Annotated in this window: 10 protein-coding genes and 1 pseudogene; 1 reads left to right on the top strand and 10 read right to left on the bottom strand. The window is 69.6% G+C overall.

What is annotated here, in order from left to right; all coding sequences use genetic code 11:
* From RJ05_RS16510 to mqo, 5 genes are all read right to left on the bottom strand, one after another.
* Positions 1-345: nucleotide-binding protein (locus RJ05_RS16510; RefSeq protein ID WP_036538259.1), on the bottom strand; the 345-nt coding region annotated here is incomplete at its 3' end.
* A complete protein-coding gene (gene cobO, locus RJ05_RS16515; RefSeq protein WP_036538260.1) occupies positions 342-956 on the bottom strand; it encodes a cob(I)yrinic acid a,c-diamide adenosyltransferase in 615 nt (204 codons plus the stop codon). The genes RJ05_RS16510 and cobO, both read right to left, overlap by 4 nt.
* A 147-nt stretch (positions 957-1103) precedes the next feature.
* Positions 1104-3014 (bottom strand): VWA domain-containing protein, encoded by a 1911-nt coding sequence (locus RJ05_RS16520; protein ID WP_228789069.1) that lies wholly within the window; start codon positions 3012-3014, stop codon positions 1104-1106.
* 296 nt (positions 3015-3310) lie between these two features.
* Positions 3311-3760: a GNAT family N-acetyltransferase gene (locus tag RJ05_RS16525; protein WP_036538261.1), complete on the bottom strand. Its 450-nt coding sequence runs from the start codon at positions 3758-3760 to the stop codon at positions 3311-3313.
* 18 nt (positions 3761-3778) lie between these two features.
* Entirely contained in the window at positions 3779-5302 is a 1524-nt protein-coding gene (gene mqo, locus RJ05_RS16530) for a malate dehydrogenase (quinone) (protein ID WP_036538262.1), read from the bottom strand.
* A gap of 286 nt (positions 5303-5588) precedes the next feature.
* Here mqo and RJ05_RS16535 point away from each other — a divergent pair, with 286 nt between their 5' ends.
* A complete protein-coding gene (locus tag RJ05_RS16535; protein ID WP_051016640.1) occupies positions 5589-6656 on the top strand; it encodes an alpha/beta hydrolase in 1068 nt (355 codons plus the stop codon).
* Here the strand turns inward: RJ05_RS16535 and RJ05_RS16540 are convergent.
* The 5 genes and pseudogenes from RJ05_RS16540 to RJ05_RS31430 all read right to left on the bottom strand — a co-directional run.
* Complete coding sequence (locus tag RJ05_RS16540; RefSeq protein WP_036538263.1) at positions 6636-7199, bottom strand: hypothetical protein; 564 nt, start codon at positions 7197-7199, stop codon at positions 6636-6638. The two genes, RJ05_RS16535 and RJ05_RS16540, sit on opposite strands and share 21 nt — an antisense overlap.
* A 177-nt stretch (positions 7200-7376) precedes the next feature.
* Entirely contained in the window at positions 7377-9041 is a 1665-nt protein-coding gene (locus RJ05_RS16545) for a cobyric acid synthase (protein WP_036538265.1), read from the bottom strand.
* A 100-nt stretch (positions 9042-9141) separates the two neighbouring features.
* Entirely contained in the window at positions 9142-10005 is an 864-nt protein-coding gene (gene map / locus RJ05_RS16550; RefSeq protein WP_036538268.1) for a type I methionyl aminopeptidase, read from the bottom strand.
* 83 nt (positions 10006-10088) lie between these two features.
* The gene (locus RJ05_RS16555) at positions 10089-10577 is read right to left on the bottom strand and encodes a hypothetical protein (protein WP_051016639.1); all 489 of its coding nucleotides are present in this window, start codon (positions 10575-10577) and stop codon (positions 10089-10091) included.
* Between the two features lie 67 nt (positions 10578-10644).
* A pseudogene (locus RJ05_RS31430) lies at positions 10645-10925 on the bottom strand (alpha/beta hydrolase); the annotation flags it as partial.

Below are 10925 nucleotides of genomic sequence, written 5' to 3' on the forward strand. Positions count from 1 at the left end.
CGCGACCTGAGCCGTGGAGCCCTCGGCGACCGGGCGGGCGTCGTCGGCGTCGATGCGACCGTCGAACAGCCCCATCACCCCTTCGACCACCGCGAGATCGCAGCCGGCCGACCCGTGCCGGTACAGCGGCACGACCCGTCCGGCGCCGCACAGCACCGGATCCAGATTGCGTCCGGGCCGCCCGGCCGCCAACCCGTGATAGCCGGGGTCGATGTAATCGGGGCCCACCTTGAACGGCGCCACCCGATGTCCGGCCCGCCGCAACGCGCCGACCAGACCGGTCGCCACGGTCGTCTTGCCACTGCCCGACGCGGGCGCGGCGATCACGACGGCGGGTGTGCTCACCACTCGATCCCGCGCTGGCCCTTGCGCCCGGCGTCCATCGGGTGCTTGATCTTCGTCATCTCCGTCACCAGATCGGCAGCCTCGATCAGAGCGGGCGGGGCGTCGCGGCCGGTGATGACGACGTGCTGGTTGCCTGGGCGGTTACGCAGCGTCTCGACGACCTCGTCGACCTCCACCCAGCCCCATTTGAGCGGATAGGTGAACTCGTCCAGTACGTAGAACCGGTGCTGTTCGGCGGCCAGGCGACGGGCGATCTCCTGCCAGCCGGCCAGCGCGGCGGCGGCGTGATCTTCCTCGGTGCCGTGCTTGCGGGTCCAGGACCAGCCCTCACCCATCTTGTGCCACTGCACCGCGCCGCCCGCGCCGGTCTCCTCGTGCAGCCGGCCGAGGGTGCGGAAGGCCGCCTCCTCGCCGACCTTCCATTTGGCGCTCTTCACGAACTGGAACACCGCGACGTCGAAGCCCTGATTCCAAGCCCGCAGCGCCATTCCGAACGCGGCGGTGGACTTGCCCTTGCCTGGACCGGTGTGCACGGCCAGCACCGGCTGGTTACGACGCTGCCGCGTGGTCAGACCGTCGTCCGGCACGGTCTCCGGCACTCCCTTGGGCATCGGATCTCCTCACTGATTCCTGTATTTCGCTGTCGCACGCGCGTGCGCCCGATCGCCGGCGCGCCACCGGCCCGGACCGGATCGAACCCGATGCCACGTCCACGCAGGACGTCCATGACGGTCGAGCCGTGGCTTCGCGCCGCGTGATCACGCCGCCCGAATCGCCCCGCCCGATCGCGCGGACTCTCGCACAACCCCGGCGACCGCGTCACCGGTCAGCTCGCCCAGGCGCACGCAGTCACCGCGCAATTCGCGGGCCAGTTCGGCGGCCAAGCCCAGCCGGATCATGCCACGCTCACAATCGACGACCATCGCCGTCACCGCTTCCGCCGCCAGCAACCTCGCCGCGGCACGCGCCCGGATCACCGGATCGGTGCCGCCGGTGGCGCGTCCATCGGTCAGCAGCACCAGCATCGGGCGTCGGCGCGGATCGCGGACCCGCTCGCGCAGCACCACCTCGCGCGCCTTCAGCAGGCCGGTGGCGAGCGGAGTCTTCCCACCGGTACGCATTCCGGCCAGCCGCCGCACCGCGATGTCGACCGATGACGTCGGCGGCAGCACCAGCTCCGCCTCGGCTCCGCGCACGGTGATCACCGCGACCTTGTCCCGCCGCTGATAGGCATCGCGCAGCAGCACGACCACCGCACCGGTCACCGCCGAGAGCCGATCGCGCGCCGCCATGGACCCGGAGGCATCGACCACGAAAACCACCAGATTGCCTTCGCGCCCTTCGCGATAGGCGCCCCGCAGATCCTCCGACGCCAATTTGAGCGGCCCGCCTGCCCGGCCGCGCGCATGCTGATGCGGCGCGGCGGCGAAAACGGTACCGAGCAGATGCAACCCACCGGTGGTGTCGGTGTCCGGGCGGACCATGCGGCCCTGCCTGGTCTGTGCGCGTGAGCGACGTCCCGGAGCGCCTTCGCCGACGCCGGGTACCTCCCAGCGGGGTGGTTTCGCGGAGGTGGTTGCCGGCGTCCCGGTGTGGCCTTGCTTCGACTGGCCGTTCTCGCGGTTCCGCGGCGAATCCTGGCCGCCGCCAGGGGGTTCCGGTGGACCATCGGGGTCGTCGTCGGGTCGTTCGGACCCGGAGTCGGGAGCGTTGTCCGCGGCGGGGCCGTCCTCGGCCCGGCCGGGCTCGGACTCGGGTGCCGGCGCTCGTTCGGCTTCCTCGCCCGCCTCCCGCATCGCCTCGTCGAGCTGGTCGTCGCTGATCCCCGGCTCGTCGAACGGATCGCGCCTGCGCCGATGCGGCAGCGCCAGTTCGGCAGCGACCCGCACATCGTCCTCGGTGACCGTATCGCTGCCGCGCCAGGCGGCATGCGCCGTCGCAGTGCGCGCGACCACCAGGTCGGCTCGCATACCGTCGACGTCGAAGGCGGCGCACAACGCCGCGATCCGCCGCAACTCCACATCGTCGAGCGCGACCTCGGGCAGCCGGTCGCGGGCGGTGAGAATGCGCTCGGCGACCTCGCGATCGGCGGCGGCATAGCGGGCGGCGAACCCGGCGGGATCGGCTTCGTAGTCCAGGCGGCGGCGCACCACCGCCATCCGCACGTCGACGTCGCGGGAGGCGGCCACGTCGACGGTCAGCCCGAAGCGGTCCAGCAGCTGCGGGCGCAGCTCGCCCTCTTCCGGGTTCATGGTGCCGACCAGCACGAAACGCGCGGGATGCGAATGCGAGACGCCGTCGCGTTCGATGTGCACCCGGCCCATCGCGGCGGCGTCGAGCAGCACGTCCACCAGATGGTCGTGCAGCAGGTTCACCTCGTCGACGTAGAGCACGCCGTGGTGAGCGGCGGCCAGCAGGCCGGGACGGAAGGCCTGCTCGCCGTCACGCAGCACCCGTTCCAGATCGAGCGAGCCGACCACGCGGTCCTCGGTGGCGCCGACCGGCAATTCCACCAGCCGAGCCGGGCGCGCGCCGGTCTCGTCCACCACCGGCGGCAGCAGCTGGGCCAGCGCGCGCACCACGGTGGATTTGGCGGTGCCCTTCTCGCCGCGCACCAGCACGCCGCCGATGCCGGGGTGCACCGCGCACAAGATCAGCGCCAGTTGCAGCCGCTCCTGCCCGACGACCGCGGAGAACGGGAACCCGGCTTCGTCACCGGCACCGGTCCCGCTCGGTGAGCGGCCTGCGGCGGACGACGATTCTGCGGTTTCGACATGCGACACGGACACACATCGACTCTAGGCGGGCCGGCCGGCCGCTTCGACGCCGACCTCCGGCACCTCGAACACCGCACGTCTCGACGGGATCGGCGCGGCGCTCGGAGCGTGCCGTATGCCGTCCTGGTCTGCGGCGGTGCCGACTCGCGTTCGCGAACCGCGCCGGCACCGGCGCAGACGCTCGGGTGTCAGCCCTTACGCATCGGCACGTGCGGGACCCCGTCGTCGATGAACTCCGCACCGTCGACCTCGAACCCGTGCTTGCTGTACAGATCGATCAGGTAGGTCTGCGCGTTGATGCGCACCGTGTCCGAACCCACTTCGGCCAGCGCGGCCTGCAACAGCCGGGTGGTGTAGCCGTGCCCGCGGGCCGGGACCGCGGTGCACAGCCGTCCGATGCGGAAGGACTTCACGCCGTCGTGGTGCTCCTCGAGCAGCCGAAGGGTCGCGATGACCTCGCCTTCGTCATCGAGCCAGAAATGGCGCGTCTCCGGGAGCAGATCGAGTCCGTCCAGCTCCGGGTACGCGCATTTCTGTTCTACGACAAAGACTTCGACGCGAAGTTTCAACAGCTGGTACAGGGTGGCGGTATCGAGATCCTGCGCCCATGACCGTTTGAGAGCAACCGTTGACATCATCGCGTCTTGCTATCACACCTACGCCGTCGGCGCGACCCCCACGGTCCTCGGCGTGGCGGCGGAATCGAGCTGCAGAGCCTTGGAGGTCCAGTCCCAGACCTCCTGGAACAGCGCCTGGTTCTCCGACAGCTTCACGCCGAGCGAGGGCACCATTTCCTTCAGCTTCGGCGTCCAGTCGGCGTACTCGCGGGGGAAGCAGCGCTGCAGGACATCGAGCATCGCGGTGACGCAGGTCGAGGCACCGGGCGAGGCGCCGAGCAGACCGGCGATGGTGCCGTCCTGGGCCGCGATCACGGCGGTGCCCAGTTCGAGCACGCCGCCGATGCCCTTGCGGCGGATGATCTGCACGCGCTGACCTGCGGTGATGATCTCCCAGTCCTTGGCCTCGGCCCGGGGGATGAACTCCTCCATGGTGTAGACCTTGCCAGCCTGCGACTTGAGCAGCTCGGACACCAGGTACTTCACCAGGCCCAGTTCGGTGACGCCGACGCCGAGCATGGGGGCGATATTGCCCGGGCGGATCGACTTGAACAGGTCGGTGTACTTGCCGTCCTTGAGGAACATCGGGGTCCAGCCGGCGTACGGGCCGAACAGCAGGCCGGGCTTGCCGTTGATGACGCGGGTGTCCAGGTGCGGCACCGACATCGGCGGCGCGCCGACCGCGGCCTTGCCGTAGACCTTGGCGTCGTGGCGAGCGATCAGTTCGGGGTTGGTGCAGCGCAGGAACTGGCCGCTGACCGGGAAGCCGGCGAAGCCCTTGATCTCCATGATGCCCGACTTCTGCAGCAGCGGCAGCGCGCCGCCACCGGCGCCGACGAAGACGAACTTCGACACCACGGTGCGGGACTTGCCGGTGCGCAGGTTGCGCACCTTGACCCGCCAGGTGCCGTCGGACTGCTTGCTGAGGTCGCGCACCTCATGGCCGAAGGCGATATCGGCGCCGGTGGAGCCGATATAGGCCAGCAGCTGCTTGGTCAGCGAGCCGAAGTCGATATCGGTGCCGGCGTCGGTCCAGTTCAGCGCGATCGGCTCGGAGAAATCGCGGCCGCGCGCCATCAGCGGCAGGCGGCGGGAGAACTCGTCGGGGCTGTCGATGAACTCCATCCCCGCGAAGAGCGGATGCGGGGCCAGCGCCTCGTAGCGCTTGCGCAGGTACTGCACATCGTCGGCGCCGTGGGTGAAGCTGACGTGCGGGATCGGGTTGATGAACCGGGACGGATCGCCGAGCACACCGTTCTCCACGGCGTAAGCCCAGAACTGGCGCGAAACCTGGAAGCGTTCGTTGATGTCGACGGCCTTGCTCACATCGACCGAGCCGTCGGGCTTCTGCGGGCTGTAGTTGAGCTCACACAGTGCCGAGTGGCCGGTGCCCGCGTTGTTCCACGGGTCGGAGCTCTCGGCGGCGGCGGCATCGAGGCGCTCGAACACCGAGATCGACCAGTCCGGCTGCAACTGACGAAGCAGCGCACCCAGGGTGGCGCTCATGATGCCGGCACCGATGAGTACTACATCGGTCTTTTCAGTCAGGGCAGCGTTCGGCACGGGTAGATCGACTTCCTTGTCCTTGTGCGCGGTCCCACCGGCTGCGGTGGCTCCGCCTGGGCACGGGCACTATGCGGTTGTAACGAAATCCCGTGTCGTCACCGACACGGGCGTCGGCGGGATATAGGTTACCCGTCGTTCACCTACCGCCAATTGTGCACCTCACCACCGCGCAGACCAGCAACGAACCCGGCGAATGTGACAAAGATTCCTCCCGGCGCGTCGCTGCGACCATTCGGCGGACGGGCGTCTCGCCCGCGGCAGAGGTGTCGCTTAGATTGTGGTGGTGACTCACGAGACCTCGGTCGACTCCGCCACCACCACCCGGACCGCGGACTGGCAGCCCGACATCCTCGGCGCCGACTACGAGCAGCGCACGCTCGACTTCGGCGCCGATCCCGACGGTGAGGGCCGTGCGGTCGCCACCCTGGTGCGCCACGTTCCCGCCGGTGGCGACGCCGCGGCGAGCACCGAGAGCGCGGTGCTCTACGTGCACGGCTTCACCGACTATTTCTTCCAGCAGCATCTGGCCGAGCATTTCGCCGATCGCGGGCATCAGTTCTATGCCCTCGATCTGCGCAAATGCGGCCGGTCACTGCGGGAGGGGCAGACCCCGCACTTCGTCAGCGATCTGGCGCTCTACGACGCCGAACTCGATGAGGCCTTACGCATCATCCGCGCCGAGACGGGCAAGGAGGTGCTGCTGGTGGCCCACTCGACCGGCGGGCTGGTCGTGCCGCTGTGGCTGGACCGGTTGAACCGGGCCGGTGGCACCGCGGCCGCCGGGATCACCGGGCTGGTGCTCAACAGTCCCTGGTTCGATCTGCAGGGCCCGTCCTACTACCGCACGGTCGGCACCCCGATCATCCACGCGCTCGGCCGTTTCCGGTCCCGCGACGAGCTGCCGCTGGCCAAGACCGACGCCTACGGCGCCAGCCTGCACCACACCGCCTCCGGCGAGTGGGACTACAACCTCGATTGGAAGCCGCTACACGGTTTCCCGGTGCGCTTCGGCTGGTTGCGTGCCATCCGGCGCGGGCACGCCCAGCTGCACGCCGGTCTCGATATCGGGGTGCCGTCGCTGCTGCTGCGGTCCAGGTTGACGAAGTTCGCCCGCAAGTACGGCCCGGCGGTGGACGTGGCCGACGCGGTGCTCGATGTCAGGCAGATCCAGCGCTGGGCCGGTTGCCTGGGTGATCGCACCTCGATCGTGCCGATCGACGGCGCGCGCCACGATGTGTTCCTGTCCTCGGCGCAGCCGCTGGCCAAGGCGTTCGAGGAACTGGATGCCTGGCTGGACTGGCTGACGAGCTACCGGCGCAGCCTGGCCGCCTCACCAGAGGCTGGTGCGTAGCACGATCTCGGTGGCCAGCTCGTGGTCGGCTTCGAGGGCGACATTGTCGACGTCGAGGGCGACCACCCGGTATTCGCCGTAGACGTAGCGGCCAGAGCTGTCGGCCACCGACCGCGGCAGCGACTTGGTGACCAGCACGGTGGTGGGCAGTTCGACCGCACGGCACTCGGCGTCGAGCACCGCGCCCTCGGCGTCCGGTACGGCCGGGTGGCCGCGGTCGGCGACGACCAGGCTGATGAAGCGGCCGAATCCGGTGGCGCACACCTGCCAGGCGACGCTGGCGCCCGCGCCGCGCCCCGCGACGTTCACCCAGGGCACGCCGAGCTCGTCCAGGATGGCGTAGACACCGGTGGTGTCGAGCCGGTCGATCGTCTCCACCGCGATGGTGCGCAGATCGGAATTGTGCAGTCGCGCACATACCCGGTCGAAGACGTCGGGCGGATCCCCCGCGTCGGGTAACAGCAAAACGCTGTGCTGAGTTTCCGGGCCGTCGACCCGTACCGTCCATTCCCGGTCGCCGACCGCAATCCGCCGAGACTTCATGCCGAAGGACGCTACACCGCAGGCGTGAACCGTAGGGAGTTGTCAGCCGAAACCGCTGGTCTGGACAGGTTTCGGGAGATGAGCACGCACTGGCGGTCCCCGGCGAAGGCGCGAAGTCGGCGAGTCCGATCAACGGTCCGGCCGCGGCGGCCGGATCAGCGCACGGCGCCGGCGGGATCAGCGCACGATACCGGCCGCGTCGATCCGGGTGGCCGTGACCGTCGGCAGGTCTGCCGGTGCTCCGCGCTCGATCAGAACTTCCAGCGCGTCCAGGTCGAGATGGTCCTCCACGAGATCGGCGAGCAGATCGAGTTGCGCGAGCCGCACGGCGGCGACCGAGGTGTCGGGCGCGACCCGGAACCCGGTCCGGCCGGCGCGGGCCGCGACCTCGGTGAGCCAGGCCCGGCGCAAGGCGTCGGACTCCATCAGTCCGTGCACGTGGGTGCCCCACACCGCGTCGCGGACACTGCCTTCTGGTGCTCCCGACCGCAGACCGTCCCCGCCGGCGACCTTGGATCCGCCCGATGCGGCACCGGCTTCCGGAACCGAGGCCTCACCAGGCGCGTTCGGCCCGCCCGGCAGTCGCCCGCCACCCTGCTCCGGCAGCAACCGCAGCCAGTGGTGTTCGCCGTTGCGCCGAACCCGCCCATGATGGATTTCGTAGCCGTGCATCGCGATCCCGCCCGGCACAGACGCGCCGACTACCCGCCGCAGCACCTTCGGTTCGCCGAACTCGATCTCGAGGTCGAGCAGCCCGAGCCCCTCGACCGTCCCGGCCTTCGACTCCACCTCGTCCACGATGCGCGTGCCGAGCATCTGATAGCCCCCGCAGATCCCGAGGATCGGCCCGCCCGTGGCGGCCCGATCGCGCAGCGCGGCGGCCAAGCCGGTACGGCGCAGCCAGCGCAGGTCGTCGACGGTCGCCTTACTACCGGGCAGCACCACCAGGTCGGCACCGGTCAACCGGGACGGCTCGGTCACCCACCGCACCGCCACCCCGGGCTCGCAGGCCAGCGCCTCCACATCGGTGGAGTTGGAGATTCGCGGCAGCCGGATCGCGGCGACGGTCAGCCATTCGTTGCCGATGGGCGGGCGCGGCCGGCCGACCGGGGCGTCGGCGACGGTGCCGAGCGAGTCCTCGGCATCGATCCACAGTTCGTCGCTGTAGGGCAGGACGCCGAGCGTCGGGCGTCCGGTGAGCGCGGTGAGTTGATCGAGCCCCGGACGCAGCAGCTCGACGTCGCCGCGGAACTTGTTGATCACGAACCCCGAGATCAGTTGCTGGTCCTCCGGTTCCAGGATCGCCAGCGTGCCGAACAGATGCGCGAGCACCCCACCGCGGTCGATATCGCCGACCACCAGCACCGCAAGCCCGGCCGCACGCGCGAGTCCCATATTCGCCAGATCAGTAGCGCGCAGGTTGATTTCGGCGGGTGAGCCCGCACCTTCGCAGATCACCACGTCGAATTCGGCACGCAGCGCGGCCAGTTCGTCGGCGACGACGCCGCGCAACCACTGTCGATGCCGGAAATAGTCGCCCGCGCCCACGGTATCGACGGCCTGTCCCCGCACCACCAGCTGTGAGCGCCGGTCGCTGCCCGGTTTGAGCAGGACCGGATTGAACCGCACGCTCGGCTCGAGTCCGCACGCCCGCGCCTGCAGGGCCTGCGCGCGCCCGATCTCCCCGCCGTCGAGGGTGACCACCGAGTTGTTCGACATGTTCTGCGCCTTGAACGGCGCCACCCGCACCCCGCGCCGGGCCAGCATCCGGCAGATCCCGGCGACCAGCACGCTCTTACCTGCGTCCGAGGTGGTGCCCGCGACCAGCAGCGCGCCCTTCATGCCCGGCCCGCTCACGTTCGCGGCCGCCTGTGCGCGGCGGGCACCGCACGGGCGGCAGAGCCGGATCCGCGCGCGGCGGGATGGGCGCCGGCCGCCGCGTTCACGGCAGGGTCAGGATTTCCGCGCCGGTATCGGTGACGACCAGGGTGTGCTCGAACTGAGCGGTCCACTTGCGATCCTTGGTGACCACGGTCCAGCCGTCGTCCCAGATCTCGTAGTCGATGCCGCCGAGGTTGATCATCGGCTCGATGGTGAAGGTCATGCCCGGCTCGATCACCGAATCCACCGCGGGCTGGTCGTAGTGCAGGATCACCAGGCCGCTGTGGAAGGTGGGCCCGACGCCGTGCCCGGTGAAATCGCGGACCACGCCGTAGCCGAAGCGGTTGGCGTAGGACTCGATGACACGTCCGATGACGTTGAGCGCGCGACCGGGCCGCACCGCCTTGATGGCGCGCATGGTGGCCTCTTCGGTGCGCTCGACCAGCAGTCGCACCTCCTCGTCCACGTTGCCCGCGAGGAAGGTCTTGTTGGTGTCGCCGTGGACGCCGTCGATGTAGGCGGTGACATCGATATTGACGATGTCACCGTCCTCGATGACGGTCGAGTCCGGGATGCCGTGGCAGATGACCTCGTTCAGCGAGGTGCAGCAGGATTTCGGGAATCCCTTGTAGCCGAGCGTCGACGGGTAGGCGCCGTGATCGCAGAGGTACTCGTGCACGATCCGGTCCAGCTCATCGGTGGTCACGCCGGGCGCGACGGCCTTACCGGCTTCCTCCAGCGCCCGCGCCGCGATCCGGCCGGCCACCCGCATCTTCTCGATCGTCTCCGGCGTCTGCACCCACGGCTCATGGCCTTCGTTGACGGTCTTCTTCCACGCGTATTCCGGGCGCTCGATGGCGCGCGGAACCTCCCGGATCGGCGATTGCGTACCGGGAACTAGCGGCTGACGGGTGCGCACGGACATGGCTCCACCCTAGCGGCCCCTACTGCCGGCGGGCCGTCACCCACCCCGCGCTCGACCTCGTCGCGCGGTGGGTCGTGCCACCGCTACCGGTACTGCTCGCACCGTCCGAGTGGCAGGGCGCGGCGAACGTCGCCCTGCTCGGGTGGCCAGCTGAGCAGCGATCGTTCCTCGGCGATCGTGGCGAGCAGTTCGGCCCCGGCGAGCACCGACTCCACTCCGCACGCGCCAGGTGACTGGTGCGCGGCGAGCGCCGCGCACAGCCCTTCGGTGCCCATGCGCACCACGGCCGCGGGAAACATCTTCCGCACCGCCGCGACCATCCCGAATCCGCCGCAACGGCCGGAGATTCCGGTCCACACGACCGTGCCGGCAGGTCCGCCGATCCGCCCGGCGCACGCGATCCCGACCGCGGTGACCTCGTCGTCGCCCGCGACATCGAGCAGCAGATCGCGGCAGGACCACCACGCCGGGGTCGCGGGGAGGGGCTTGTATCGGATGGCGTGAACGCCTTCGGCGCGTACCCGGCCCGCCGCGAGAACGTCCGGGCCGATCGCCAACGCCAGCACCGTCATGCTTCGACTTCCAGAGCAGTGGGGCCCGCCGCGAACCAGCGGTGGGCCACCGGCGATACCGCCGCGATCATCCGAGCAGGTGAGCGGTCAGAAAGGCGCGTGCCGCGCCCGCGGCCCGGTCGAACTGTTCACCGTAGACCGAGAAGTGACCGCCCGGAATGAGTTCCAGCTGTTTGGGTTCGAGCGCTTCCTGGTAGCGGGCCAGCGCGATATCGGTCGGCGTGAGGGTGTCGCGATCGGCGACGATCATGAGCAACGGAGTGGGCGATACGCGTCGGACGAACGTTTCCGGAGCATAGGACTGGAACTTGTCGACGCTGGACAGCGTCACCTCGTTGCGCCAGGTGG

The sequence above is a fragment of the Nocardia cyriacigeorgica NBRC 100375 genome, from assembly GCF_000308555.1.
In the GTDB taxonomy this organism is placed as follows: Bacteria; Actinomycetota; Actinomycetes; order Mycobacteriales; family Mycobacteriaceae; genus Nocardia; species Nocardia cyriacigeorgica.

Excerpts from the sequence above, each read along its gene's own strand:
- cobO (WP_036538260.1), bottom strand. The coding sequence starts at position 956 with ATGCCCAAGGGAGTGCCGGAGACCGTGCCGGACGACGGTCTGACCACG.
- RJ05_RS16525 (WP_036538261.1), bottom strand. The coding sequence starts at position 3,760 with ATGATGTCAACGGTTGCTCTCAAACGGTCATGGGCGCAGGATCTCGAT.
- RJ05_RS16540 (WP_036538263.1), bottom strand. The coding sequence starts at position 7,199 with ATGAAGTCTCGGCGGATTGCGGTCGGCGACCGGGAATGGACGGTACGG.
- RJ05_RS16545 (WP_036538265.1), bottom strand. The coding sequence starts at position 9,041 with ATGAAGGGCGCGCTGCTGGTCGCGGGCACCACCTCGGACGCAGGTAAG.
- map (WP_036538268.1), bottom strand. The coding sequence starts at position 10,005 with ATGTCCGTGCGCACCCGTCAGCCGCTAGTTCCCGGTACGCAATCGCCG.
- RJ05_RS16555 (WP_051016639.1), bottom strand. The coding sequence starts at position 10,577 with ATGACGGTGCTGGCGTTGGCGATCGGCCCGGACGTTCTCGCGGCGGGC.